Origin of the sequence: Nocardioides sp. zg-1230 (assembly GCF_013155335.1) — a bacterium.
In the GTDB taxonomy this organism is placed as follows: Bacteria; Actinomycetota; Actinomycetes; order Propionibacteriales; family Nocardioidaceae; genus Nocardioides.
Genome location: NZ_JABJQZ010000009.1, coordinates 1 through 23,092, shown reverse-complemented (window position 1 = coordinate 23,092; position 23,092 = coordinate 1). Strand labels below are relative to the sequence as shown.

The 23,092-nt window shown below is 71.9% G+C and carries 27 protein-coding genes and 1 pseudogene; 17 read left to right on the top strand and 11 right to left on the bottom strand.

Annotated elements, in window-relative coordinates; genetic code table 11:
- The 9 genes from HOO61_RS22760 (at nucleotide 1) to rplQ (ending at nucleotide 7,742) form a co-directional block, all read left to right on the top strand.
- Nucleotides 1-1,182, top strand: coding sequence for a DUF58 domain-containing protein (locus tag HOO61_RS22760; RefSeq protein ID WP_172262141.1), 1,182 nt, complete (start codon nucleotides 1-3; stop codon nucleotides 1,180-1,182).
- Nucleotides 1,179-3,659, top strand: a complete 2,481-nt coding sequence (locus tag HOO61_RS22755) for a transglutaminase-like domain-containing protein (protein WP_172262139.1) — start codon at nucleotides 1,179-1,181, stop codon at nucleotides 3,657-3,659. Before HOO61_RS22760 ends, HOO61_RS22755 begins: the two co-directional genes overlap by 4 nt.
- Nucleotides 3,660-3,859: 200 nt before the next feature.
- Entirely contained in the window at nucleotides 3,860-4,081 is a 222-nt protein-coding gene (gene infA, locus HOO61_RS22750; RefSeq protein ID WP_056599768.1) for a translation initiation factor IF-1, read from the top strand.
- A 63-nt stretch (nucleotides 4,082-4,144) separates the two neighbouring features.
- Nucleotides 4,145-4,258 carry a 50S ribosomal protein L36 gene (rpmJ, locus tag HOO61_RS22745; protein ID WP_004008316.1) on the top strand — a complete coding sequence of 38 codons (114 nt, stop codon included), beginning with the start codon at nucleotides 4,145-4,147 and terminating at the stop codon, nucleotides 4,256-4,258.
- A 152-nt stretch (nucleotides 4,259-4,410) separates the two neighbouring features.
- Complete coding sequence (rpsM, locus tag HOO61_RS22740; protein ID WP_172262137.1) at nucleotides 4,411-4,785, top strand: 30S ribosomal protein S13; 375 nt, start codon at nucleotides 4,411-4,413, stop codon at nucleotides 4,783-4,785.
- Nucleotides 4,786-4,852: 67 nt separating this feature from the next.
- Nucleotides 4,853-5,248: a 30S ribosomal protein S11 gene (gene rpsK / locus HOO61_RS22735; RefSeq protein ID WP_056906616.1), complete on the top strand. Its 396-nt coding sequence runs from the start codon at nucleotides 4,853-4,855 to the stop codon at nucleotides 5,246-5,248.
- A gap of 29 nt (nucleotides 5,249-5,277) precedes the next feature.
- Nucleotides 5,278-5,886, top strand: a complete 609-nt coding sequence (gene rpsD, locus HOO61_RS22730) for a 30S ribosomal protein S4 (protein ID WP_172262135.1) — start codon at nucleotides 5,278-5,280, stop codon at nucleotides 5,884-5,886.
- Between the two features lie 125 nt (nucleotides 5,887-6,011).
- The gene (locus HOO61_RS22725; protein WP_121141540.1) at nucleotides 6,012-7,028 is read left to right on the top strand and encodes a DNA-directed RNA polymerase subunit alpha; all 1,017 of its coding nucleotides are present in this window, start codon (nucleotides 6,012-6,014) and stop codon (nucleotides 7,026-7,028) included.
- Nucleotides 7,029-7,142: 114 nt separating this feature from the next.
- Nucleotides 7,143-7,742 carry a 50S ribosomal protein L17 gene (gene rplQ, locus HOO61_RS22720; protein ID WP_172262133.1) on the top strand — a complete coding sequence of 200 codons (600 nt, stop codon included), beginning with the start codon at nucleotides 7,143-7,145 and terminating at the stop codon, nucleotides 7,740-7,742.
- Nucleotides 7,743-7,809: 67 nt separating this feature from the next.
- Here rplQ and HOO61_RS22715 read toward each other — a convergent pair whose 3' ends face one another.
- Genes HOO61_RS22715 through HOO61_RS22695 form a run of 5 tightly spaced genes read right to left on the bottom strand, consistent with a single transcriptional unit; the run spans nucleotide 7,810 to nucleotide 10,865 of the window.
- Nucleotides 7,810-8,766, bottom strand: a complete 957-nt coding sequence (locus HOO61_RS22715) for a ketopantoate reductase family protein (protein WP_172262132.1) — start codon at nucleotides 8,764-8,766, stop codon at nucleotides 7,810-7,812.
- A gap of 41 nt (nucleotides 8,767-8,807) precedes the next feature.
- Nucleotides 8,808-9,407: a dihydrofolate reductase family protein gene (locus tag HOO61_RS22710; RefSeq protein ID WP_172262131.1), complete on the bottom strand. Its 600-nt coding sequence runs from the start codon at nucleotides 9,405-9,407 to the stop codon at nucleotides 8,808-8,810.
- Nucleotides 9,404-9,982: a TIGR03086 family metal-binding protein gene (locus HOO61_RS22705; protein WP_172262130.1), complete on the bottom strand. Its 579-nt coding sequence runs from the start codon at nucleotides 9,980-9,982 to the stop codon at nucleotides 9,404-9,406. Before HOO61_RS22705 ends, HOO61_RS22710 begins: the two co-directional genes overlap by 4 nt.
- Nucleotides 9,982-10,503 carry an SRPBCC domain-containing protein gene (locus tag HOO61_RS22700; protein ID WP_172262129.1) on the bottom strand — a complete coding sequence of 174 codons (522 nt, stop codon included), beginning with the start codon at nucleotides 10,501-10,503 and terminating at the stop codon, nucleotides 9,982-9,984. The genes HOO61_RS22705 and HOO61_RS22700 overlap by 1 nt, the downstream gene beginning before the upstream one ends.
- Nucleotides 10,500-10,865 carry a metalloregulator ArsR/SmtB family transcription factor gene (locus HOO61_RS22695; protein ID WP_172262128.1) on the bottom strand — a complete coding sequence of 122 codons (366 nt, stop codon included), beginning with the start codon at nucleotides 10,863-10,865 and terminating at the stop codon, nucleotides 10,500-10,502. The genes HOO61_RS22700 and HOO61_RS22695 overlap by 4 nt, the downstream gene beginning before the upstream one ends.
- Before the next feature lie 127 nt (nucleotides 10,866-10,992).
- Here HOO61_RS22695 and truA point away from each other — a divergent pair, with 127 nt between their 5' ends.
- Together truA and HOO61_RS22685 are read left to right on the top strand one after the other, a co-directional pair.
- On the top strand, nucleotides 10,993-11,829 hold the full coding sequence (gene truA / locus HOO61_RS22690; RefSeq protein ID WP_172262127.1) for a tRNA pseudouridine(38-40) synthase TruA: 837 nt from the start codon (nucleotides 10,993-10,995) through the stop codon (nucleotides 11,827-11,829).
- Nucleotides 11,822-12,430, top strand: coding sequence for a class I SAM-dependent methyltransferase (locus tag HOO61_RS22685; RefSeq protein ID WP_172262126.1), 609 nt, complete (start codon nucleotides 11,822-11,824; stop codon nucleotides 12,428-12,430). The genes truA and HOO61_RS22685 overlap by 8 nt, the downstream gene beginning before the upstream one ends.
- On the opposite strand, the gene HOO61_RS22680 is transcribed toward HOO61_RS22685, so the two are convergent.
- From HOO61_RS22680 to HOO61_RS22670, 3 genes are read right to left on the bottom strand one after another with little or no spacing between them, the layout of a single operon-like run.
- Nucleotides 12,427-13,368 (bottom strand): aminoglycoside phosphotransferase family protein, encoded by a 942-nt coding sequence (locus HOO61_RS22680; protein ID WP_172262125.1) that lies wholly within the window; start codon nucleotides 13,366-13,368, stop codon nucleotides 12,427-12,429. The two genes, HOO61_RS22685 and HOO61_RS22680, sit on opposite strands and share 4 nt — an antisense overlap.
- Nucleotides 13,369-13,415: 47 nt before the next feature.
- Nucleotides 13,416-14,177 (bottom strand): sortase, encoded by a 762-nt coding sequence (locus HOO61_RS25110; protein WP_172262124.1) that lies wholly within the window; start codon nucleotides 14,175-14,177, stop codon nucleotides 13,416-13,418.
- Nucleotides 14,178-14,207: 30 nt separating this feature from the next.
- Nucleotides 14,208-15,464 (bottom strand): cytochrome P450, encoded by a 1,257-nt coding sequence (locus HOO61_RS22670; protein ID WP_172262122.1) that lies wholly within the window; start codon nucleotides 15,462-15,464, stop codon nucleotides 14,208-14,210.
- A gap of 99 nt (nucleotides 15,465-15,563) precedes the next feature.
- Here HOO61_RS22670 and mgrA point away from each other — a divergent pair, with 99 nt between their 5' ends.
- The 4 genes from mgrA (at nucleotide 15,564) to HOO61_RS22650 (ending at nucleotide 20,028) form a co-directional block, all read left to right on the top strand.
- Nucleotides 15,564-16,598 carry an L-glyceraldehyde 3-phosphate reductase gene (mgrA, locus tag HOO61_RS22665; RefSeq protein ID WP_172262120.1) on the top strand — a complete coding sequence of 345 codons (1,035 nt, stop codon included), beginning with the start codon at nucleotides 15,564-15,566 and terminating at the stop codon, nucleotides 16,596-16,598.
- A complete protein-coding gene (locus HOO61_RS22660) occupies nucleotides 16,595-17,968 on the top strand; it encodes an FAD-dependent oxidoreductase (protein WP_172262118.1) in 1,374 nt (457 codons plus the stop codon). Before mgrA ends, HOO61_RS22660 begins: the two co-directional genes overlap by 4 nt.
- Before the next feature lie 95 nt (nucleotides 17,969-18,063).
- The gene (locus HOO61_RS22655) at nucleotides 18,064-19,176 is read left to right on the top strand and encodes a hypothetical protein (protein WP_172262116.1); all 1,113 of its coding nucleotides are present in this window, start codon (nucleotides 18,064-18,066) and stop codon (nucleotides 19,174-19,176) included.
- A gap of 117 nt (nucleotides 19,177-19,293) precedes the next feature.
- Complete coding sequence (locus HOO61_RS22650) at nucleotides 19,294-20,028, top strand: N-acetyltransferase (protein ID WP_172262114.1); 735 nt, start codon at nucleotides 19,294-19,296, stop codon at nucleotides 20,026-20,028.
- A gap of 3 nt (nucleotides 20,029-20,031) precedes the next feature.
- Here HOO61_RS22650 and HOO61_RS22645 read toward each other — a convergent pair whose 3' ends face one another.
- Nucleotides 20,032-21,294, bottom strand: coding sequence for an Nramp family divalent metal transporter (locus HOO61_RS22645; protein ID WP_172262112.1), 1,263 nt, complete (start codon nucleotides 21,292-21,294; stop codon nucleotides 20,032-20,034).
- Between the two features lie 59 nt (nucleotides 21,295-21,353).
- Between HOO61_RS22645 and HOO61_RS22640 the strand changes: the two genes are divergently transcribed.
- Nucleotides 21,354-21,926 (top strand): hypothetical protein, encoded by a 573-nt coding sequence (locus HOO61_RS22640; RefSeq protein ID WP_172262110.1) that lies wholly within the window; start codon nucleotides 21,354-21,356, stop codon nucleotides 21,924-21,926.
- 25 nt (nucleotides 21,927-21,951) lie between these two features.
- On the opposite strand, the gene HOO61_RS22635 is transcribed toward HOO61_RS22640, so the two are convergent.
- Entirely contained in the window at nucleotides 21,952-22,296 is a 345-nt protein-coding gene (locus HOO61_RS22635; protein ID WP_172262108.1) for a hypothetical protein, read from the bottom strand.
- A 65-nt stretch (nucleotides 22,297-22,361) separates the two neighbouring features.
- Here HOO61_RS22635 and HOO61_RS22630 point away from each other — a divergent pair, with 65 nt between their 5' ends.
- Nucleotides 22,362-22,727 (top strand): hypothetical protein, encoded by a 366-nt coding sequence (locus tag HOO61_RS22630; protein WP_172262106.1) that lies wholly within the window; start codon nucleotides 22,362-22,364, stop codon nucleotides 22,725-22,727.
- 127 nt (nucleotides 22,728-22,854) lie between these two features.
- Here HOO61_RS22630 and HOO61_RS22625 read toward each other — a convergent pair.
- Nucleotides 22,855-23,092 (bottom strand): annotated as a pseudogene (locus tag HOO61_RS22625) (hypothetical protein); the annotation flags it as partial.

The following is a 23,092-nucleotide window of genomic DNA, read 5'->3' as shown; positions in this document are numbered from 1 at the left end:
ATGAGGCAGCGGTTGAACGACGCGCTCGAGGTCATCAAGCCGATCGGCTGGTTGGTCCTCGGTCTCGGCCTGGGTGCGCTCCTGGTCGCCGTCGTCGCGCAGTGGCGCGAGCTCGCGGTGCTGGGAACGGGGTGCCTGCTGCTGACGGTGCTCGCGCTGCCCTTCCTCCTCGGCCGGACGTCCGTGTCGGTCGACCTGCGTCTGCAGCCCGAGCGGGTGGCGGCGGGGGAGTCGGTCGCGGCCGGCGTCCAGGTCGTCAACCGTGCCTCCTCCCGCCTGGTCCCGACGACGCTCGAGGTCCCGGTCGGGTCGGCCGTCCACCGCTACGGCATCAGCTCGCTCGCGCCCGGGGCGGCCCACGAGGAGTCGTTCACCATCCGCACCGAGCGCCGGGGCGTCATCGCAGTCGGCCCGGCGATGACCCGCCGGGGTGACCCGGTCGGGATCTTCTCCCGCGACGTGGTCTGGACCCCGGTGCGCGAGGTGCTCGTGCGCCCGCACCTCGTCCCGATGGAGTCCCTGGGTGCCGGACTGCTGCGCGACCTCGAGGGCGTCTCCACCGACGCCGTCAGCCAGAGCGACCTCGCCTTCCACGCGCTGCGTGAGTACGTCCCGGGTGACGACCTGCGCCACATCCACTGGCGGTCGTCGGCGAAGGTGATGGCCTCGACCGGCGAGTCGGCCCTGCTCGTGCGCCAGTACCTCGACACCCGCCGCAGCCACGCCACGATCGTCGTCGACGACCGCCTCGACGCGTGGTCCGACCCGGAGGACTTCGAGACCGCGATGGCGGTCGCTGCGTCCATCGCCGTACGGGCGGTGCTCGACGAGTTCGACGTGTCCTTCGTGTGCGGCACGCACGCCTCCTCGGGCGCCGACGGCCACCTGGCCCTCGACGCCGTCTGCCGTGCCGACTTCGGCGACCGCGGTCTGGTCGAGTCCGGGCGTCAGGCCAGCATGCTGGCCCCCGACACCAGCCTCGCCTTCTTCATCGGGGGCAGCGAGTCGCCGTTCACCGACCTGCTGCGAGCGTCGGCGGCCTTCCCGCCTGAGGTGCGACGCCTCGGCATCGTGGTCGAGCCCCACGGCAACAGCCGCGTCACCGAGACGGGCGGCCTCCCCGTGCTCCACCTCGCCGCCAAGGAGGACCTCGGCGGTCTCCTGCGCTGGAGCGTCCGATGACGAACACCCCCGAAGCGCCCCGGAGGTCTTCTGAGACGGGCACCCGCACGCGCGTGCGCCGCAGCGCGCTGGTGCCCGACCGCCACTCGTGGGTCGACATGGGCTTCGCGCTCGCCCTGGCCGCGGTGGCGCTGTCGGCCTTCGGCTCCTCGTTCACCGGTTCGGCCCACCTCGTGGTCGGCCTGCTCGGCGCCGTGATCGCGGTCGTGGTCACCCACCTGACCCGCGCGGCCGGCTGGCCGGTCATCTCCGCGGTCGTGATCTGCCTCGTGCTGTTCTTCCTGCTCGGGGGACCGCTCTGCCTGCGCTCGCTGGGCGACACCTACACGCTCCCCGGCGGCTCGACCCTCGCCCGCGTCGCTGACCAGGCGATCTTCGGCTGGAAGGACCTGCTCACCACGCTGCCGCCCGTCGACGGCGACGGCCCGCTGCTGGTGCTGCCGTGGCTGTCGGGGATGGTGGCCGGACTGGTCGGCACGGCACTCGCCCACCAGTCGGTGCGCCGGGCCTGGCTCGCGGCGCTGCTGCCGGTGGCCGGCATGACGGTCGTGCTCTCCGGCGCGATCCTGCTCGGGGTGCGGCACCCCCAGTCCCTCGTCGTGCAGGGTGCGCTCTTCACCGCGCTGGCCCTCGCCTGGCTGGCGGTCCGGGCCCGCCGGGCGAGCGCCGCCGTGCACGGAGGCAGCACGTCGTACGTCCGCGGGGTCGGCGCCGTCGTGATGCTCGGCCTCGCTGCCCTGCTCGCGCACCCGGCCAGCGCGCTGTTCGTCGCCGACGACTCCCGGCGCGCGGTGGCCCGCACCTGGGTGGAGCCGCCCTTCGACATCGGTCGCTACCCCTCGCCGCTCGCCGGCTTCCGCAAGTACGTCGACCTCAAGGGCGAGCCCAACCCCGCCAACGTCTACGACAAGACGTTGCTCGACATCGAGGGCGTCCCGGCGGGGACTCGGGTGCGCTTCGCGGCGATGGATCGCTACGACGGGATGGTCTGGGGCGCCACCGACGACGCGCTGCCGGGCCCGGCCGACGACTCGTTCCAGCGTGTGTCGACCACGATCGACAACCCGGTCGAGGGCGAGGAGGTCGAGGCGAGCGTCACCCTGGGCGAGGGGTGGAGCGGCGTGTGGCTGCCCACCGTCGGCGCGCTGCGGTCGATGGACTTCCAGACCGGTGACGCACGCGCCAGGGCTGAGGTGTTCCGCTACAACCTCGCCACCTCGACCGCTGTCGTCCCGACCGGGATGCAGCGCGGCGACCGCTACTCCTTCACCTCCGTCCAGCCCGATGACGAGCTCACCGAGGAGACCGTAGGGTCCGCCGACCTGACGCCGCTCCCGGCGGGGGCGTCCTTCATCCAGGGCCCGACCGAGAAGTGGACCGAGGGGGCCGGCACCGACCCGATGGACCGCGTGCTGGCGGCCGCCGAGCACCTGCGCACCGAGGGCAAGTACTCCGACGGCATCGGTCGCACGGAGCGCATCTACGTCGCCGGCCACAGCGCCTGGCGGCTGTCCGACGAGTTCGTCAACGCGCCGCAGATCGTCGGCAACGACGAGCAGTACGCCGCCACGATGGCGCTGATCGCCAACGACATCGGCGTACCCGCCCGCGTGGTGCTCGGCGCCGTCGTGCCGGAGGGCGGTCGGGTCACCGGCAAGGACGTCGCGGCGTGGGTGGAGCTCAGGGCCGCCGACGGGTCGTGGAAGACCCTGCCGACCGAGGAGTTCATGTCGGACACGCCGCCGGCCGACCAGCAGCCCGAGACCAACACGCCGATGTCCGGGACGGTCATCCCGCCGCCCAACCCCATCCCGCCGCCGTCGGATGCGGGGGAGCAGAGCGACGCCGACCTCAAGGAGCGCAAGGCCACGCGCAAGAAGAAGGCCGAGGAGGACGAGGAGGGCCTGATCCCGGGCGTCCCCGCGTGGATCGGTGTCGTGATGACGTACGTCGGCCTGCCCCTGCTCGTGGTCGCGCTGCTGCTGGCCGCGGTGATCGGGCTCAAGGCGTGGCGACGGCACCGTCGCCGGAGCGCGGCGTCGCCGTCGGCGCGGTTCGTCGGCGCCTGGCGCGAGCTGGTCGACCACGCCCGCGACCTGGGACAGCCGGTGCCGCTGGGTCCGACGGTCACCCGGCGTGAGCAGTCGGCCGGCATCGTGTCCGGGCAGGCCGGCGCGCTGGCCCGCCGGGCCGACAGCTTCGTCTTCGGCCCGAGCGTGCCCGAGGTCGCGGCGGCGAGCACCTACTGGGAGTCGGTCGACGCCGAGCGCCGGGCGATGTCGCAGGACGTCGGCCGCTGGCAGCGGGTCCGGGCCGCCATCAGCCTCCGCTCCCTGCGTCGTACGACGTCCACGCCGGTGCGCGACGCCGAGCCGACGGCGGTCGAGGGCCCGGCCCCCGCGCCCGGGCGTGTCACGGCGGCCGCCCGGCGGGTGCGGGGCCTCGTTGATTGGCGTTCTCGACGCACGCCTGACTAAACTGGTGCGTCGGCCCAACGTGGGCTGTGTTTCGTGGCGCCTCGCGGCTGCCCGGAATCTCGTGCGATCGTCCCAGACGCTTGCGCGCGTGCCCGGGAAGAGGCTCCCCGGACCGCCTCACGAGGTCCACCGGCCACCCTCGCGGGTGCCGGGCGGTTCCCGGGTCACGGTAGACAACAAGACGACAGATTGTGGAGGACATGCCGAAGAAAGAAGGCGTGATCGAGATCGAGGGCACCGTCGTGGAGGCCCTTCCCAACGCCATGTTCCGTGTGGAGCTGGCCAACGGGCACAAGGTGCTCGCGCACATCAGCGGCAAGATGCGACAGCACTACATCCGGATCCTCCCCGAGGACCGGGTCGTGGTGGAGCTCTCGCCGTACGACCTCACGCGGGGTCGCATCGTCTACCGCTACAAGTGATCGAGCCTGCGAGATCACCGATCAGCGCAGGTCAGCCAGCCGAGAAGCAAGGAAGTTGTTGACATGAAGGTCAACCCCAGCGTCAAGCCCATCTGTGACAAGTGCAAGGTCATCCGCCGTCACGGCCGGGTCATGGTCATCTGCGAGAACCCGCGCCACAAGCAGCGGCAAGGCTGAGACCAGCAACACCGCACAACCACACAACGTGATCGCTAGGTCCGCCCAGACGGACTGAAGTCACCTCCGGAGCACCGGCCGGAGCCCACCCGAGGCGGGATGGGACGCGACACGAACCGAAACCGATGCGAGAACAGACAAGGAACCGCCACATGGCACGCCTCGTTGGTGTTGACCTCCCGCGCGACAAGCGCATCGAGGTTGCTCTCACCTACATCTACGGCATCGGCCGTACCCGCGCCCAGCAGCTGCTCGAGACCACCGGCGTCGACCCGAACGCTCGCGTTCACACGCTCGGTGACGAGGAGCTGGTCAAGCTTCGCGACGAGATCGAAGCCAACTTCAAGATCGAGGGTGACCTCCGCCGTGAGGTCCAGGCGGACATCCGCCGCAAGATCGAGATCGGCAGCTACCAGGGTCGCCGCCACCGCATGGGCCTCCCGGTCCGCGGTCAGCGCACCAAGACCAACGCGCGCACCCGCAAGGGCCCCAAGCGCACCGTCGCCGGCAAGAAGAAGGCGAAGTGATCGGCGCCCTGCGCTGATCCTCGTCGTCACCGAAGCTTCCAGACCAGACCTCATCAGGAGTTACTGAATGCCTCCCAAGAGCCGCGCGACCAAGGTGCGCCGCAAGGAGAAGAAGAACGTCGCCCAGGGCGAAGCCCACATCAAGAGCACGTTCAACAACACCATCGTCACGATCACCGACCCGACCGGTGCGGTGATCTCGTGGGCCTCTGCCGGCACCGTCGGCTTCAAGGGCTCGCGCAAGTCCACCCCCTTCGCCGCCCAGATGGCTGCCGAGGCCGCTGGCCGTCGCGCCATGGACCACGGCATGAAGAAGATCGACGTCTTCGTCAAGGGCCCGGGCTCGGGTCGTGAGACCGCCATCCGGTCGCTGGGTGCCATCGGCCTCGAGGTCGGCACCATCCAGGACGTCACGCCCACCCCGCACAACGGATGCCGGCCGCCCAAGCGCCGCCGCGTCTGACCCCGAGACTGAGAAAGAGAGACTGACACATGGCCCGCTACACCGGTCCCATGACCCGCAAGTCGCGCCGTCTCGGTGTCGACCTCGTCGGCGGCGACGCTGCCTTCGAGAAGCGTCCCTACGCCCCCGGCCAGCACGGCCGCGGTCGCATCAAGGAGTCCGAGTACCTGCTGCAGCTCCGTGAGAAGCAGAAGGCGCGCTTCACCTACGGCGTGATGGAGAAGCAGTTCGTCCGCTACTACAAGGAGGCCAGCCGGCGCCAGGGCAAGACCGGCGACAACCTCCTGCAGCTCCTCGAGTGCCGCCTCGACAACGTGGTCTACCGCGCCGGCTTCGCCCGTACGCGCCGCCAGGCCCGCCAGCTCGTCGTGCACGGCCACTTCCTGGTCAACGGCAAGAAGGTCGACATCCCGTCCTTCCAGGTCACCGACCACGACATCATCGACGTGCGCGAGAAGTCGCTCGAGCTGACCCCGCTCATCGTGGCCCGTGAGACCCACGGCGAGCGCGTCACCCCCGCGTGGATGGAGGTCATCCCGTCGCGGATGCGCGTCCTGATCCACCAGGTCCCGGTCCGGGCCCAGATCGACGTCCCGGTCCAGGAGCAGCTGATCGTGGAGTTCTACTCCAAGAAGTGATCCACCGCCGGTGGTCGCCCTCGGCGGGCGGCCACCGGCGCAGCTCGTCCCATTCCTTCTTCTCCGCCAACCTCATCAGGTTCGGATCCGTCAAATAGTGGGTGGATCCGGAAAGGAAAAACTCCGTGCTTATCGCTCAGCGCCCGACCCTCACGGAAGAGACCGTCGACGAGTTCCGTTCGCGGTTCGTCATCGAGCCCCTCGAGCCCGGCTTCGGCTACACGCTCGGCAACTCGCTGCGTCGTACGCTCCTCAGCTCGATCCCGGGTGCCTCGGTCACCAGCATCAAGGTCGACTCCGTCCTCCACGAGTTCTCGACGATCGAGGGCGTCACCGAGGACATGACCGAGATCATCCTCAACCTCAAGGGCATCGTGGTGTCCTCCGAGCACGACGAGCCGGTCGTGATGTACCTGCGCAAGTCCGGCGCCGGTGACGTCACCGCCGCCGACATCACCCCACCCGCCGGTGTCGAGGTGCACAACCCCGAGCTCAAGATCGCCACGCTGTCCGACAAGGGCAAGCTGGAGATGGAGCTCGTCGTCGAGCGCGGCCGCGGCTACGTCTCGTCGGTGCAGAACAAGGGCGCCGACAACGAGATCGGCCGCATGCCGGTCGACTCGATCTACAGCCCCGTGCTGAAGGTGACCTACAAGGTCGAGGCGACCCGAGTCGAGCAGCGCACCGACTTCGACAAGCTCGTCATCGACGTCGAGACCAAGCCGTCGATCCGTCCCCGCGACGCGATCGCCTCGGCCGGCAAGACGTTGGTGGAGCTCTTCGGGCTGGCCCGTGAGCTCAACGTCGAGGCCGAGGGCATCGACATCGGCCCGTCGCCGGTCGACGAGCAGCTCGCCGCCGACCTGGCCCTGCCGGTCGAGGACCTGCAGCTCACCGTCCGCAGCTACAACTGCCTCAAGCGTGAGGGCATCCACACCGTGGGCGAGCTCATCTCGCGCTCGGAGCAGGACCTGCTCGACATCCGCAACTTCGGCGCCAAGTCCATCGACGAGGTGAAGGCCAAGCTCGTCGAGATGGGCCTCTCGCTCAAGGACAGTGCGCCCGGCTTCGACCCGCACGCCGCCCTCGCCGCCTACGGCGACGACGACGACGATGCGTTCATCGAGGACGAGCAGCTCTGATCTCCCGGCCCTCGCCACGAGGGTCGTACCACCAAAACCGACCGGGCCCAGCGCATGGCTGGGCCGGTCGTCTACCCGGGTACCTGACACGGCCCGAGAGAAGGAAGGCACCACATGCCCAAGCCCAAGAAGGGCCCCCGCCTCGGCGGCAGCCCCGCCCACCAGCGCCTGATGCTCTCGAACCTGGCCACCGCCCTGTTCGAGCACGGCCGGATCACCACCACCGAGACCCGCGCGCGCCTGCTGCGCCCGGTCGCGGAGAAGCTGATCACCAAGGCCAAGCGCGGCGACCTGCACAACCGTCGTGAGGTCCTCAAGACCATCCGCGACAAGTCGGTCGTGCACACGCTGTTCACCGAGATCGCGCCGACCTTCGCCGAGCGTCCCGGTGGCTACACCCGCATCACCAAGATCGGCCCCCGCAAGGGCGACAACGCCCCCATGGCGGTCATCGAGCTGGTGACCGAGGCCTACAGCCCGAAGGCTCCCTCGGCCAAGAAGACCCAGGCTGCTGCCGCTCCGGCGCCCGCTGCTGCTTCCGCCGAGGAGACCGAGGTCGTCGAGACCGAGGACACCACCGCTGAGACCGCTGCTGCCGAGCACGAGGCCGCTGCCGCCGAGCACGAGGCCGCCGCTGCCGAGCACGAGGCCGCTGCCGCTGAGCACGAGGCCGCCGCCGAGGCTGCCGAGGAGTCGGACGAGTCCAAGGCCTGATCACCCAGGTCCTCGCGAGGCCCGTCACCCCGTTCGGGGTGGCGGGCCTTCGTGGGTCTCCGGGGGGTCAGAGGCGGGCGAGGACCTCGGCGGCGTCCAGGCTGCGGGCCGGGCCGCCGGTGGCCGTGAGGTGGCGGGTGGCGGCGACCACGGCCTCGTTGACGGGGGTGGGTACGCCGTGGAGGCGGCCCTGCAGCACGACTTCGCCGGCGAGGTAGTCGATCTCGGAGTCGCCGGTGGCCCGGGTGAGGCTCTGCCAGGTCGAGCCGCCCCGGCGAACGAGGTCGGGCCGGCGCCGGAGGATCGACCCGCGCCGCTCGCGGTCCTCCTCGGCGGAGACGACCGTGAGCCCGGCCGCGGCGAGCACCCGTTCGCCCTCTGCCTGCGCGAGCTCGGCGAGCCGGTCGGCCGCCTCGCCCTGCGCGTACGACGCGTCGACGCCGTTGCCGAGGTTCATCACGAGCTTGCGGCGCTTCATCGCCATGATGTCGGCGCGCTCCTCCGACTCGATGCCCGCGGCGCGGAGGTCGTCGGCAACGGCGGCAGTGAGGCCGTCGGTGCCGCCGGGGAAGCGGCCGATGTCGAGGATCGCGGGCGTGGGGTGGCAGGAGGCCACGACGACGCCCGGCTCGAGGTGGGTCGCGGGCAGCATGACGCAGACGGCGTACGTCCGCGCGAAGAGGCGCAGGGCGGCGGTCTCGGTCGCGATGCCGTTGGTGGCGCAGACCACGGGCACGTCGGCGGGAGCGTGGGCACGAAGGTCGGTCAGGGCGATCGCCGCCTGGTGGGACTTGACCGCCAGCACCACGACCGTGTCGTCGGTCCAGCCGACCTCCGCCGCCGTGTCGGTGCCCGGGGCGTCGATGCGGTGGCGGCCGTCGCCGGCGTCGAGGGTGAGTCCCCGATCGCGGATCGCGGCCAGGTGCGCCCCACGGGCGACGAGCGTGACGGGGCTGCCCGCGAGGTGGAGGTGGGCTCCGACGACCCCGCCGACGGCACCCGCGCCGTACACCACGTATCGCATGCGTCGACCCTACGAGGAGGGTCCGACCCGGTCGCGGTCGGTCAGCGGCGTACGCGGAACCGGAGGTGGAGCACGCGGTCGCCCTGGACGACGACGTGCGGGTCCTCGAGCAGGTGCTGGGTCTCGATCGATCCGAAATAGCGCTTGCCGCTGCCGAGCACCACCGGCGCGACGTCCATCGCCACCTCGTCGACGAGGCCGAGTGCGAGGGCCTGACCGCCCACGTCCCCCGCGGCCAGGGCGACGACCCGGTCCCCGGCCAGCTCGCGAGCGGTCTCGATCGCTGTGGCCACGTCGTCGACGAAGTGGTACGACGCCTCCGGGTGCCAACCGTCGGGCTTCGGTCGGTGCGACACCACGACGACGTGGTCGCCCGTCGGCGGACGTCCCTCCCACCCGTTGGTGATGTCGAAGAGGTGGCGGCCGATCACCATCGTGCCGATGGAGTCCCACACGGGCCGGACGTAGTCGTACGACGTCTGCGACACGCGCAGACCCCCGGGTGCGGGGTCGTCCATGTCCTGCGCGTCGAGGGGCCGGTCTCCGTTGAAGTACCAGTCGAACAGGGGGCCCGGGTCGTCGTGGAGGTCGGCGATGAACCCGTCCAGCGAGACCACGTTGTTCATGACCACGGTGCTCATGAGGCGCCACGGTCGACGGGCTGCCAGGCGGGGTCGCGGCCGATGAACCCCATGAGCCGGTCGACGACCGGTGCGTCGTCGGGGACCGGGACGGAGGGGCCGTACTGTCCCGAGTCGCGCAGCAGCTGTTCGATCGGGCGCATTCCTCCCAACAGCTGGGCGGCGAAGTCCTCGTCGAGCCCGGCGTCCCGGCCGCCGGCGCGGGCGAGGTCCCACGAGTGCATGAAGACGTCGGACGTGTAGAACCGGTCGACCGCGTCGGCCAGCCGGTGGCTGCCGGCGCGGGGGTGGGTGAAGGACTCGTCGCCGCGCTCCTCGAGCACCGACTGCACGGCGTCGGAGTGGTGCCGCCAGGCGGCTACCGGGTCGTCGGCCACCGAAGGGCCGGTGGGCAGGTCGACGCCGCCCCCCGCCAGGAAGCCAGGGAACCACGTGACGAGGTGCTCGACGACGTCACGGGCCGTCCATCCGTCGACCGGCGCGGGCGCGGACCAGTCGATGGTCTGCGTCACCAGCCGGCCGAAGCCCCCGGCGACCGCCGCGTGGCGGTCGGCCGGGTCGTCGGGCAGTGCCATCAGAGGGTGCCGTCGGCGAGGAGGCGGTCGATCGCGGCGTACCCGTCGTGCACGCCGACCTCCATGCCGCTGCTCAGCCAGCCGTCGCGCGCCTCGAAGGAGTCGCACAGGCTGAACGCGTGCAGCCGGGTGCGGCCGTCGCCGAGGTCCTCGAAGGTCATCGTCTCGAGGGCGACGTCGTCGGGCATGCCGTCCCACGTGAAGGTTTGGACGATCCGGTCCTCACGCACCGTGTGGAAGCACCCGTGGAACGACGTCTCGAACTCGTCGCGGCCGTCCATGCCGCGGGCGGTGTAGCGCCAGCTGCCGCCGTCGCGGGCGTCCCACTCGGTGATCTCGGCGCCGACGCTGCTCGGTCCGCTCCACTGCGCGAAGAGCTCGCGGTCGGTGTGCGCCCGGAACAGCTGCGCGGGGGTGGCGGCGAAGTCGCGCCAGATGTGGATGGCGGGCACTGTCGGATCGGGCTCGATCGCGGCCTCGGGGTAGCGGGTGGCGGCGTCGGGGGACTGCGTGGTGGTCATGATGCGGTTCCTTCCTGCGGTCGGGTGGGGCTCGGGTCGTCTGCGTCCTGCATCCGCGCGAGCACGGCGTCGAGGCGCGTGAAGCGCTCCTCGGCCTGCTGGCGGTAGCGCTCGATCCACTTCGTCATGAGGTCGAACACCTCGGCTTCCAGGTGGACCGGACGTCGCTGTGCCTCCCGTGTCCGCGTCACCAGGCCGGCGTCCTCGAGCACCTTGAGGTGCTTGGAGACGGCCTGGAGGCTCACGTCGTAGGGCGCGGCCAGGTCGTTGACCGTGTGGTCGCCCTCGGTGAGGCGGGCGACCATGTCCCGACGGGTCGGGTCGGCCAGGGCGGCGAAGACGCGGGAGAGCTGGTCGGTCACGGAGCACCTTCTTCAACTGATTGGTTGAATAGACGGTAGGCCCGCGCGGACGGGCTTGTCAACCATCTGGTTGAACAAAGTCGGGGTGCGGGTAGGTCGCGCGCGGTCGCCGCCTAGGATCGCTGTCGTGCGCCTGCGGATCGACTGTGCCTACGACGGCGCCGACTTCTCCGGCTGGGCCGCCCAGCCGGGACGTCGTACGGGCCAGGGCACGCTCGAGGCCGCGCTGGCCACCGCTCTGCGCGTGCCGGAGGTGCGGGTGACCGTGGCCGGTCGCACCGACGCCGGCGTGCACGCGCGCGGCCAGGTGGCCCACGCCGACGTCGACGCCGATGTGGTCGCCGCCTCCGCCGGCCGCTCGACCGACCCGCCGCTGCAGGCCCTGGCGCGGCGGGTGGACGGGATCCTGCCGCCTGACCTGCGCGTACGCCGGGTGGTGGAGGCTCCCGACGGGTTCGACGCCCGGTTCTCGGCGATCTGGCGGCGCTACGCCTACCGGATCGCCGACGCGCAGGAGCTCGCCGACCCGCTCGTGCGCGGCCACGTGCTCACCTGGGGACGGCGCCTCGACCTCGACGCGATGAACGAGGCGTCGACGCCCCTGGTCGGCCTCCGCGACTTCGCCTCCTTCTGCAAGCAGCGGGAGGGGGCCACCACCGTCCGCACCCTGCTCGACCTCGACTGGCGCCGCGATGACGCCGGCCTCGTCGTGGGCACGGTCCGTGCCGACGCCTTCTGCCACAACATGGTGCGCGCGCTGGTCGGCTGCCTCCTCGCGGTCGGGGAGGGGCGCCGGCCCGTCACCTGGCCGGCCGAGGTGATGGCCGGGCGGCGACGCGACCAGGGCGTGCGCGTGGTGCACGCCCACGGCCTCACGCTGGAGGAGGTCGGCTACCCCGACGACGACGAGCTGGCCGCCCAGGCCGAGCGCGCACGAGCCCGACGAGAGGCGATCGATGCCTGAGCACTACTTCTCCGCCGACCCCGGCGTCCCCTTCGAGCGGGAGAGCTTCACCGCCGAGCTGTGGGGCAGCACCTTCACGCTGGACACCGGGTCCGGGGTCTTCAGCCGCGGCCACCTCGACCACGCGACCGCCGTGCTGTTCAAGGAGCTCGAGCCGCCGGTGCAGGGCCAGTTCCTCGACCTCGGCTGTGGCTACGGCGTGATCGGCCTGGCGATCGCGAAGGCGGTGCGGCTGGCCAACGTGACCGGTGTCGACGTCAACGAGCGCGCGCTGCTCCTGGCGAACGACAATGCCCGCGCCGCAGGCCTCGACTCGCGCTTCGTCGCCTGCCTGCCCGAGCAGGTGCCGGGCAACCAGGTCTTCGACGAGATCTGGTCCAACCCGCCCATCCGCATCGGCAAGGAGGCGCTGCACGAGCTGCTGCTGACGTGGCTGCCGCGCCTGGCCCCGGGCGGGCGGATGGTCATGGTCGTCGGCAAGAACCTCGGTGCCGACTCGCTGCAGCGGTGGCTGACCGAGCAGGGCTGGCCGACCGAGCGCCTGGCGAGCAGCAAGGGCTTCCGGGTGCTGGAGACCAGGCGGGCCGAAGCGCCCTCCTAGGGCCTGCCGTCCAGGAACATCCGCAACCGGGTGTGCGTCTGGCCCGGGTCCTGCGGAAGAGCGCCGTTGATCGCGCGGCACACCCAGCCCAGGCGCATCGCGAGCTGCGCGGCCTCGCGGAGGTCGGCGCCGGTGAGCGGGTAGCGCTCGGCGTAGGGACGCAGGTACGACGCCAGGTAGGGCTCGAGGTCCTCCGACCCCTCCTCGTCGTCGACACCCCAGGCCACCACGCCCTCGAGCGTGACCGCGAGGGTGAAGAACGGGTGGGAGACGCAGGCGTCACCCCAGTCGAGCACCTGGTGCACGCCGTCGCCGAGGAAGACCTGCCCGTCGTGGAGGTCGTCGTGCTGGACGGTCTCGCGGATCCCGGAGGCGGCCAGCCGCTCGCACAGGTCGGCGATCGCGCCGGTGTCCGGGAGGCGAGGGTCGACGTCGTCGAGCTGCGCGAGGAGGGCGTCGTACGCCGCGGGCAGGGTGGGGAGCCTCCGGTCGGGCAGCCCAGCGGCGAGGAGCGCGTCGACCTCGTCCTCGCACGCGAGCTGGATCCGGGCGTAGGCCTCCAGCACGTCGTGCCACCGCCGCAGGCTGCGCTCCACGGGGACGACATCGCGCAGGCGGGGCCCGGCATCGGCCATCAGGAGCCAGCCGGCGTGCGGGTCGCCCGCCAGCGGCACCGGGACCCGTCCGGCGGAGCGCGGAGCGACCAGCGCGGTGACGGCCGCCTCGTGGCGCATGCTCTCGTCGTTGGCCTTGAACCAGACCGGCCCGTCCGCGGTCGGCACCCGCATGACGGTCGACCAGTCGGTGACGTGCGGCTGCTCGATCGTGCCGACGACGGCGCGGTCGTGCTCGGCGAGCCGGGCGGCGATCCACGCGTGTGCGGCGTCGAGGAAGGCGGAGTCACGCCACCTGGCGGTGAGCTCGGGCGTGTCGGGCATGGTCGGCATTCCACCGCGCCGCTCGCCCGGCGGGCAACCGGGTTTCGTCAGGCGGGGCGGGTCGCGACCAGGACGCCGATCTTGTCGATGCGGTGCTCGGGGTTGTCGAACTCGTCGGACCAGTAGTTGCCGTTGGCGTGGTCCTCGAGGGTGGCGCAGGTGGAGAGGGTGATCATCGACTGCGTGGCGCTCCGGCCGGGGCGGCCGGGGACCTCCGCGCGCTGGGCGCGGAGCGAGGCCGGCTGGCGGAACGACGTCCACCGGGTGCGGCGCACCTCGTAGACGTGGACGGTGTCGCCCGAGCGGACCAGGATCCGGTCGCCCTTCTCCAGTGACGGCGAGTAGCGCAGGGGAGCGGTGCCGGTCAGTCGGTGGCCGGTCACGATGAAGTTGCCGACCTCGCCGGGGCCGGCGCCGCCACGAGGCCCGCGCGGCGAGGCCATCTCGCCGGCGTTCTGCAGCGCCGTCCCGGGGGCGTCGTCGGGGCTGCCGCGGTAGCGGACGACGGGGAAGTCGCGCAGGCCGATCGCGGGGATGGTGACGAAGGAGCGGCGGGGCTCCCGCGCCGCCGCCGGCCCGGGCTCCGCGGTCGGCTCCTCGGTGGGGGTGGCGGACGACGTGGTGCTCGGGGTGGTGCTCGGGGTGGGGTTCGGCGGGCTGGTGGGCGTCGCGGCGGGCGTGCTCGTCGTACGTCGCTCGGCGGGCGCCTCCGTCGAGGCCGTCCCCGAGCGTCCGGCGCCCTCGCCCGAGCAGCCCGACACCACCGCGACGACGGCCGCGGCGAGGAGGGCGACGACGCTCCGGACCACCGTTCCACCGTACGCAGCGGGTGGTGGGCCTCACCCGAGACGGACCGGCAGCGCCTCCACGCCGTGGACGATGGCGAGCTCGGTGAACCTCAGGTCTGCCGGGTCGCAGGCGAGCGCCAGGTCGGGAAAGCGACGGGCCAGGGCGACGAGCGCGGTGCGCAGCTCCATCCGGGCCAGCTCCGCCCCGACGCACCGGTGCAGCCCGTGGCCGAAGGCGAGCGTGCCGGCGGAGGCAGTGGTGGGGTCGAAGCGGGACGCGTCGGTGTGGCGGGCCGGATCGCGTCCGGCGCCGGTCAGCGACACGACGACGACGTCTCCGGCGCGGACCCGCTGCTCACCCACCCGGACCTCGTGCCGCGCCACGCGTGGGAAGGCGACCTGCACGGGGCAGACGAACCGCAGCAGCTCCTCGACGACGCGGTCGACCTCCGCGGGCTCGCCGCGACGCAACGTCGCCCACGCCGCCGGGTGCTGGAGCAGCACCCAGGTGCCGAGCGAGAGCATGCTGGCACTGGTCTCGTAGCCGCCGAGGAACACCCCGTCGGCAAGCCCGCCGAGCTCGACGTCGTCGAGGTCCGCGCCGTGCTCGGCGACCATGCGGGCCAGCAGCCCCTCGGGCAGGTGGGGCGAGCGGCGCTCGGCGGACACCAGGTCGATGAGGAACTGCCGGGTGCCGGCCGCGGTGTCGAAAAGGCGTGCGCTCCCGGCCGTCAGGTCGAAACGGGCCGCCCCGCGCCGCCGGAACTCGTCACGGTCGACGGCCGGCATGCCGAGCAGGTCGCAGATGACGCCGAAGGGCACCGCGAAGCCGAAACGAGCCACCAGGTCGACCTCCGGTCCGTGCGCGGCCATGTCGTCGAGGGCCGCCGCGACGACGCGGTCGACGTCGTCCTGGAGCTCGGTCAGCCGGCGCCGCGTGAAGTACGGCGTCAGCACCCGTCGCAGGCGCTCGTGGTCGGGCGGGTCGGTCATGCCCAGCCCGCCGATCCGCTCGGCAGGCGCCCGGTCCTGACGACCGATGAGGCCACGCACGTCGTTGGCGAACGCGTCGTGGTCTGCGAGCACGGCTCGCGCGGCGTCGTACCCGGTGACGAGCCAGACTCGGGTGCCGAGCAGCCGGGCGAGGCGTACGACGTCGCCGCCCGCGCGGCTCGCCTCGAGCCGTGGCACGGGGTCGACGCCGTCGCGCTGGAGCGGGAACCGCACGCCGGCGGGGACCCGTCGCACGGACGAGACGGCGAGTCGCAGCGCGGTGCTGCGCACCCGCGAGCCCGGAGAAGCAGCCATGCGACCAGTACAGGCCGTGTGGGGCCGATCGGGCCATCGGGTATTGCCCCGGTCCAGCCCGGGGGCATCCCCGATGACCGACCGGGCAGGATGTGGCCCATGGCCTACGACGCAGCCCCCGACAGGTACGACGACGCGACCGGGATGCCCTACCGCAGGACCGGCCGCAGCGGCCTCCGGCTGCCGGCCCTGTCCCTCGGTCTGTGGCAGAACTTCGGCACCGACCGGCCCGAGGAGACGCAGCGCGCGATCCTGCGGCGCGCGTTCGACCGCGGGGTCACCCACTTCGACCTGGCCAACAACTACGGCCCGCCCTACGGCCGTGCGGAGGAGAACATCGGGCGCTACCTCGCCGACGACTTCGCGCCCTACCGCGACGAGCTGGTGATCTCCACCAAGGCGGGCTACGACATGTGGCCGGGGCCCTACGGGCAGGGCGGCGGCTCGCGGAAGTACGTCCTGGCCTCGCTCGACCAGTCGCTGGCGCGGATGGGGCTCGACTACGTCGACATCTTCTACAGCCACCGCTTCGATGCGGAGACCCCGGTCGAGGAGACGATGATGGCGCTGGACACCGCGGTGCGCTCCGGGCGGGCGCTCTACGCCGGCATCTCGTCCTACTCCCCGGAGCGGACGCGCGAGGCCGCGACCATCGCCCGCGAGCTCGGCACCCCGCTGCTGATCCACCAGCCGTCCTACTCGATGCTCAACCGCTGGATCGAGGGCGGGCTGCTCGACGAGCTCGAGGAGCAGGGCATGGGCTGCATCGTGTTCACCGCGCTCGCCCAGGGGCTGCTCACCGACCGCTACCTCGATGGCGTCCCGCAGGACTCCCGCGCGGCCCGCGACGACTCCACCCTCACCGGCCTCGACGACGAGACGCTCACGCGCGTGCGCTCGCTCAACGCGATCGCCGAGGGGCGCGGCCAGAAGCTGGCCCAGCTGGCGCTGCAGTGGGTGCTGCGCGACGACCGCGTGACGAGCGCGGTGATCGGGGCCTCCAGCGTCGAGCAGCTCGACACCAACCTCGACGCCCTCGCGGCGCCTCCGCTGACCCAGGCCGAGCTGGCCGAGATCGACCGCTTCGCCGTCGACTCGGGCGTCAACCTCTGGGCGAAGCAGACCGAGTCGTGACGGCCTCCCGCCGGGTCGTCGTGGTCGGCGCGGACGCCGCGGGCATGTCGGCGGCGCACCAGGCCCTGCGCACTGCGGCGAGGCGCGGCGAGACGCTGGCGATCACGGCCCTCGAGGCGGGGAGCCACACGTCCTACAGCGCCTGCGGGATCCCCTACTGGATGGCCGGCGACGTCGACAGCGGGGACGACCTCGTGGCCCGCACGCCCGAGCAGCACCGCGACGCCGGCATCGACCTGCGCCTCGGCACCGAGGTGGTCGCCGCGGACCTGGCGGCCCGCACGGTGACGACGGCCGCGGGGGAGGTGCTGGAGTACGACGACCTGGTCGTCGCCACCGGCGCCCCGGCCGTGGTGCCCGACTGGGCGCTGCGCCCCGACGGGACGTCGTACGACGGCGTGGGGGTGGTCAAGACCCTCGACGACGGCGCCGCCTGGGTGCGCAGCTTCACGCGCGTCGGCCCCGGCGCGCACGTGGTGGTCGTGGGCGCGGGCTACGTGGGCGTCGAGGTCGCGGAGGCCGCGCTCGAGCAGGGGTTCGGCGTCACCGTCCTGACCCGCACCCGCGGCATGGCGATGCTCGAGGACGAGATGTCCGACCTGGTCAACACCGGTCTCGTCGACGCCGGGGTGGAGCTGGTGCTCGGCGCCGAGGTCACCGGTCTCGAGCTGGACGGCGACCGGGTGACGGGGGTGCACTGGGACGGCGGGTCGCGGGAGGCCGACCTGGTGGTGGTGGCGGTCGGCGTGCGGCCGGCGACCACCTTCCTGGCGGGCAGCGGCCTGGAGATGACCGACGACGGGGCGCTGCGGCCCGACCCGCACGGCCGTGTGGCCGACCACGTGTGGGCGGCGGGGGACTGTTGCGAGGTGCGCCGTCGCATCGACGACCAGTGGGTGTTCCGGCCGCTGGGGACCCATGCTTCGAAGCACGGCCGGGCGCTCGGCGACAGCCTGGCGGGCGGCGACCTGTCCTTCGACGGCATGGTCGACACCTCGATCACCCGCTTCTCCGCGTGCGCGGTGCACCTGGAGATCGCCCGCACCGGGCTGTCGCGCGCGGACGCCGTGAGCGCCGGGTTCGACCCGGTGGCGCTGGTCACCGAGGGCACCACGGCGGCCGGCTACATGCCCGAGGCCGAGCCGATCGCGATCTGGGTGATGGCCGACCGCACGACCAGGCGGCTGCTCGGCGTGCAGGTCGTGGGCGGTCACGGCGCGGGCAAGCGCATCGACACCGCCGCAGCCGTGCTGTGGGCGGGCGGCTCCGTCGACGACCTCGCCTGGATGGACCTGTCCTACGCGCCGCCGTTCGCGACCACCTGGGAGGTCCTCCAGATCGCGGCCCGCCGCGTCGCCGAGCGCCTCTGAGGGTCTTCCGGGCCGGGGCGCCGTCGTCCTACGTTGGAGGGACCGTCCTCACCAGGACGGAGCAGCCCAGACACGTCCCACCCTAGGAGAACCTTGTGAGCAGACGTTTCCGTTGGTCCCTGGCGCTCGGCGCCGCGGTCCTCCCGCTCGGATTCCTCGCCCCGGCCGCCACCGCGACCGGAGCGCCCGCCCCGAGCGCAGCGCCGGCCCAGGCCCGGCACACCCTGGTCGAGGTCCCCGCCCAGGCCGCCCTGCAGGAGGCCGTCGCCCCCAGCGAGTGCAGCACGACGCTGCTGGACGGGTACATCGACGGCCTCTTCGCCGAGATGACCGACGAGCAGTTCGCCTTCCTCGTCGAGCACCAGGTCGTGCTGCTGTCCGTGCCGACCTACGACGCCCTCTTCTTCGGCACCGCCGGCGACCCCGCCTACGCCCTCGACTCCCACGCCCGGCAGCTGGAGAACACCTTCCGGGACCTGCAGCGGTTCTGGGACATCGAGTCCGACGACATCCAGCTGATGGCGATGCACAGCGACGTGCTGCTCGATGCCGCTCGCATCGCGCGGACCTTGGAGGCGATGGTCGACACCGGCGAGCTTGCCCCCATGACCGACGCCGAGATCGCGGAGGAGGCGGAGACCGTCGCCACGTACATGCAGGCCCAGGACGCGTCGTTCCAGGACAACCCGCTCTGGACGCTCAACGCCTACGCCTTCTCCGCGGAGGGCGAGACCGACCCGCTCATCGCCGCCCTGCCCGACAAGCTGGTCTTCGGTGACGGCATCCTCGCTGCGTACGACGCCATCGGGCTGGGGGACGTGGGGCCGCGCGTGATCATGGCGCACGAGTTCGCCCACCACGTCCAGTTCGAGCTCGGCACGTTCGACACCGGCCCGTCCGACCCGGCGGAGGCGACGCGCCGCACCGAGCTCATGGCCGACGCCATGGCGTCGTACTACGCCACCCACAAGAAGGGGCTCGCGCTGAACGCGAAGCGGGTCAGCGACGCCCTGCTGAGCTTCTACACCGTCGGCGACTGCTCCTTCGCCAGCCCAGGGCACCACGGGACGCCGCTGCAGCGTGAGCGCGCGGCCGACTGGGGTGCGGACCTGGCGGCCGCCGCACGACCCCGCAGCACCGTGCTCCCCGCGGCCACGGTCATCGAGATGTTCGACGCCGCCCTCCCGAACATCATCTCGGGCAGCTAGTCCGAGCCTTGACCACGAGGCACCGCCCCCGGCCCCATCCGGCCGGGGGCGGTGCTGCGTCGCCGCGGCGCCCGAAAACCCCGGGCGCCGGTGGTGCGGCTCGGACAGGATGGCGCCATGCACCTCGAGATCGTCACCCTCGCCGAGCGGCCCGACCTCATGGACACCTTCTGGGACATGGAGACGTCCTGGCCCGAGTTCATGAAGCACGACCCGATCGGCAACGGCTACTACGCCTCGCTGGAGCACTTCGCCGACTTCGTCCTGGTCTGCCTCGACGACACGGGGCGCCAGGTCGCCAAGGCGCACTCCGTGCCCTTCCGGCTCGACGACGAGGAGCTGCCCGAGGCCGGGTGGGACTTCGCGATCCGCAGCGGCCTGCTCGCCGCGCTGCGGGGGGAGGAGCCGAACGCCGTCTCCGCCGTCGAGATCGCCATCGAGCCCGGCCTGCAGGGCACCGGCCTGTCGGGGCGGATCGTCGGCGCGCTGCGCGACAACGCCGGCCGTCTCGGCTTCTCCGAGCTGCTCGCACCCGTGCGGCCCAACGGCAAGACCGACGTGCACGAGTCGATGAGGGCGTACGCCGCCCGCACCCGCGACGACGGGCTGCCCGTCGACCCGTGGCTGCGCGTGCACGTCCGGGCCGGGGGACGCCTCGACCGCGTCGCGCCGCGGTCGATGGTCATCCCCGGCACGGTCGAGGAGTGGCGCGAGTGGACCGGTCTGCCGTTCGACACGACCGGGCCCGTCGTCGTGCCCGGGGCGCTGGCGCCGGTGATGTGCGACGCCGAGCACGGCACCGCGACGTACGTCGAGCCCAACGTGTGGGTCCGGCACCCGACGGGGGCGTGAGGCTCAGGCCCCGCTGACGGCCTTGCGGACCTCGTTGACGCACAGTGCGACGAAGGCGAGCGCGATGATCACCATGAGCACGTTGGAGTGCAGCTTGTTGCGCCACTCGGCCGGTGTGCGGTCGGTGTTGAGCAGCCACAGCAGGGTGACGGCGAGGAACGGCATGAAGAACGCGCCGAGCACGCCGTAGGCGAGGATCAGCCAGACCGGCTTGCCGAGGAACATCATCACCATCGGCGGGAAGGTCAGCCACAGGATGTAGGCGCGGTACCACTTGCCGCCGGCGCGGGCGTCCTCGGCGGGGCCGTTCGTCACGTGGGTCATGAAGTCGGCGAACATCAGGCTGACGCCGTTCCAGACGCCGACCAGCGACGACATCGCGGCGGCCCAGAAGCCGACGAGGAAGAGCTTCCCGGCCCACTGGCCGTAGCGGTCCTGCAGCACGACGCCGAGGTCGAGGAGGCCCTGGTCGCCGCTCTCGATGGCGACGCTGGTGGAGTAGAGCAGCTCGGCACCGACGACCAGGGTCGCGAGGACGAAGATGCCGGTGACGACGTAGGCCACGGTGTTGTCGATGCGCATGACCCGCATGTAGCGCGGGGTGTTCCAGCCCTTCTCGCGCAGCCAGTAGCCGTAGGCGGCGAGGGTGATGGTGCCGCCGACGCCGCCGGCGAGCGCGAGGGTGTTGACCAGGCCGTCCTCGGGGATCCGGGGCGCCAGACCGGTAAGGAGCTCACCGAGGTTGGGCAGGGTCAGCAGCGCGGCGCCCACCATCGTGACGAACATGATCCCGACCAGTGCGGCGAGCACCTTCTCGAAGACGCTGTAGCGCCCGGTCCACACCAGCACCAGGCCCAGGACGCCGGACAGGATGCCCCACCAGGTCGTGGAGAGGGCGCCGGTGAGGCCGGAGAGCGCCAGGCCGGTGCCGGCCATCGCTGCGGCGCCGTAGACGAAGCCCCAGATGACGATGTACGGCGCGAAGTACCAGGTGGTCCAGGCGCCCAGCGAGCGCCAGCCCTCGAAGATCGTCCGCCCGGTCGACAGCGAGTAGCGCCCGGCACCCTCGACGAGCACGATCTTCATCAGGCAGCCCACGACCACGCACCACAGCAGCGTGTAGCCGAACTTCTGGCCCGCGATCAGCGTCGCCACCAGGTCGGCGGCGCCCACGCCGGTCGCCGCGACGACCAGCCCGGGCCCGATGATCCTCCAGCGGGGCGCAGTGGTCTGCTCGGTCGAGCTTGTCGAGGTCGCGTCAGCCATGGGCAGCACCCTAACGGTGGTCTGGACCAGTGGGCCTCGCGTCGGCCATGCTGCGAGGCATGGGACTGGTCAACGCGCTCCGGGGGACGGACCTCACTCCCGACGAGGAACAGGCGATCGCGTCGCTCGAGGGGACCCTTCCGGAGGGGTGGACCTTCAAGGAGCTCCGGAACCGGCTCGTCGGCAGGCGTCCGGTGAAGCACCGGACGTACGGCGCAGTGGTCGAAGGACCTGATCGCACCGTGGTCGCGATGGCCCTCGGGGGCGTCGAGGCCGTGCGGGCCATCGCCTCCGCCGTGCCCGGGCCAGCCGCAACGTCCCTGCAGTGGGCGCCGCCACCGATCGCACCGGCCAGTCGGGAGTTCCGCGAGCCGTGGGCGGCCCAGACGCGGTCGCCCGAGGAGGAGGCCGCACGTGCAGCGGCCATCGAGCTCCTCCCCGAGGGCGCGGTGCTGTCGCCGGCCGACGAGGAGCGTTTCGGTCCGCTCACGGTCGTGGGGGTGACCGTACACATGCCGGACCAGACCGGGATCGCGGCCTTCGGGCTCGATGCGGCCTCGGCATTCTCCGCGCTCGCCGCCCGCCTGGGGGGCGAGCTGCCGGTCACCGACGTGTGGTTCCCCGAGACCTGACGCTCTTCTCGCTCCGCGGTGCGTCTCAGGTCGACGCGGACGAGCCGTCCTCTGGTCCGTCCCAGTCGGTCAGTCGGGTCCACTGGTGCCCGTCCACGAATCCACGCTCGCCCCGGGACCACTGCGACAGGGCGTCGGCCACCTCGCCGATCCCCACGCCCTCCACCTGGAAGTGACGCCGGGGGGAGCCGTCGCGGTACTCGAGCAGCAGCGTCCCCTCGTTGTTGAACACCTGCGCGTACGAGTGGCGGCGACCGTCCTTCACCACCACGTACCGGTCCGGTTCGCGGAGCTCTCGCGCCACGAACGCCAGCCAGCTGTCGGGGACAGCCACCCGGCCGTCCAGCGTGTCGATCGTCAGCTCGGGCACGCCCGACATCATGCCAACTCGCGACGCCGAGTTGCGTACGTCGTGGGTGGCGGCAACGATCGCCCATGGACTTGTTCTGGCCTGCCGATGATGTGGCAGCAGTCGTGCGCGCGCGACTCGAGAAGACGAACCTGCCGGCGCGAGTGGACGTCTGTCGCCCCGTCGAGGTCACGTCGGACGGTCGCGACCTGAGGGTCGTCTTCCGCTACGGCAGGCATGCCGAGCTGTTCGCCGTCCGGTTCTCCCTCGTCCGGATGCCCGAGGGACCCCAGACCGGTGAGACGTGCCAGTCGCTGGAGGACTGGGCAGAAGAAGTCGCCTGGGTCCTCGACGAGGAGCTGAACACAGCCATGGCGGAGACCGCCGAGCGGACCGTGACGCAGGACGGACTGGTCCATCTTCGGTGGCGCAACTCGTCGGGTGTGCGCTGAGCGAGGTTGTCTGCGTGCACGTCGTCCGCACGTCGACGTCGGCGGACGCCGCAGCTGTGAGGCTGCGATCCGCGGTCCAGCACGTGCTTCGCACCCCTGGTAGGTCGGCCAGGGGTGTGGGGCGGGGTCATGGTCGTCGCGGTCGTGGGATGCCGGGCGGATCGCGGTCGGTGGTCGAGGAGGGCAGCGCGATGGCGCCCGTCGCGAGACCCGGGTCGTGCGGGGCCTCATCGATCGGGCTGGTGCCGGTGTGGTCGCGGCGGTAGCGGTGCCCGTGGGGACTGGTCCACTCGAACGCCCCGGGCGCGACCATCTCGTAGCGCCAGGGCGAGTGCGTCTTGAGCCGGTGGTGGAACCTGCACAGG

Excerpts from the sequence above, each read along its gene's own strand:
- HOO61_RS22760 (WP_172262141.1), top strand. The coding sequence starts at position 1 with ATGAGGCAGCGGTTGAACGACGCGCTCGAGGTCATCAAGCCGATCGGC.
- HOO61_RS22755 (WP_172262139.1), top strand. The coding sequence starts at position 1,179 with ATGACGAACACCCCCGAAGCGCCCCGGAGGTCTTCTGAGACGGGCACC.
- infA (WP_056599768.1), top strand. The coding sequence starts at position 3,860 with ATGCCGAAGAAAGAAGGCGTGATCGAGATCGAGGGCACCGTCGTGGAG.
- rpmJ (WP_004008316.1), top strand. The coding sequence starts at position 4,145 with ATGAAGGTCAACCCCAGCGTCAAGCCCATCTGTGACAAGTGCAAGGTC.
- rpsM (WP_172262137.1), top strand. The coding sequence starts at position 4,411 with ATGGCACGCCTCGTTGGTGTTGACCTCCCGCGCGACAAGCGCATCGAG.
- rpsK (WP_056906616.1), top strand. The coding sequence starts at position 4,853 with ATGCCTCCCAAGAGCCGCGCGACCAAGGTGCGCCGCAAGGAGAAGAAG.
- rpsD (WP_172262135.1), top strand. The coding sequence starts at position 5,278 with ATGGCCCGCTACACCGGTCCCATGACCCGCAAGTCGCGCCGTCTCGGT.
- rplQ (WP_172262133.1), top strand. The coding sequence starts at position 7,143 with ATGCCCAAGCCCAAGAAGGGCCCCCGCCTCGGCGGCAGCCCCGCCCAC.
- HOO61_RS22715 (WP_172262132.1), bottom strand. The coding sequence starts at position 8,766 with ATGCGATACGTGGTGTACGGCGCGGGTGCCGTCGGCGGGGTCGTCGGA.
- HOO61_RS22710 (WP_172262131.1), bottom strand. The coding sequence starts at position 9,407 with ATGAGCACCGTGGTCATGAACAACGTGGTCTCGCTGGACGGGTTCATC.
- HOO61_RS22705 (WP_172262130.1), bottom strand. The coding sequence starts at position 9,982 with ATGGCACTGCCCGACGACCCGGCCGACCGCCACGCGGCGGTCGCCGGG.
- HOO61_RS22700 (WP_172262129.1), bottom strand. The coding sequence starts at position 10,503 with ATGACCACCACGCAGTCCCCCGACGCCGCCACCCGCTACCCCGAGGCC.
- HOO61_RS22685 (WP_172262126.1), top strand. The coding sequence starts at position 11,822 with ATGCCTGAGCACTACTTCTCCGCCGACCCCGGCGTCCCCTTCGAGCGG.
- HOO61_RS22680 (WP_172262125.1), bottom strand. The coding sequence starts at position 13,368 with ATGCCCGACACGCCCGAGCTCACCGCCAGGTGGCGTGACTCCGCCTTC.
- HOO61_RS22670 (WP_172262122.1), bottom strand. The coding sequence starts at position 15,464 with ATGGCTGCTTCTCCGGGCTCGCGGGTGCGCAGCACCGCGCTGCGACTC.
- mgrA (WP_172262120.1), top strand. The coding sequence starts at position 15,564 with ATGGCCTACGACGCAGCCCCCGACAGGTACGACGACGCGACCGGGATG.
- HOO61_RS22650 (WP_172262114.1), top strand. The coding sequence starts at position 19,294 with ATGCACCTCGAGATCGTCACCCTCGCCGAGCGGCCCGACCTCATGGAC.
- HOO61_RS22645 (WP_172262112.1), bottom strand. The coding sequence starts at position 21,294 with ATGGCTGACGCGACCTCGACAAGCTCGACCGAGCAGACCACTGCGCCC.
- HOO61_RS22640 (WP_172262110.1), top strand. The coding sequence starts at position 21,354 with ATGGGACTGGTCAACGCGCTCCGGGGGACGGACCTCACTCCCGACGAG.
- HOO61_RS22630 (WP_172262106.1), top strand. The coding sequence starts at position 22,362 with ATGGACTTGTTCTGGCCTGCCGATGATGTGGCAGCAGTCGTGCGCGCG.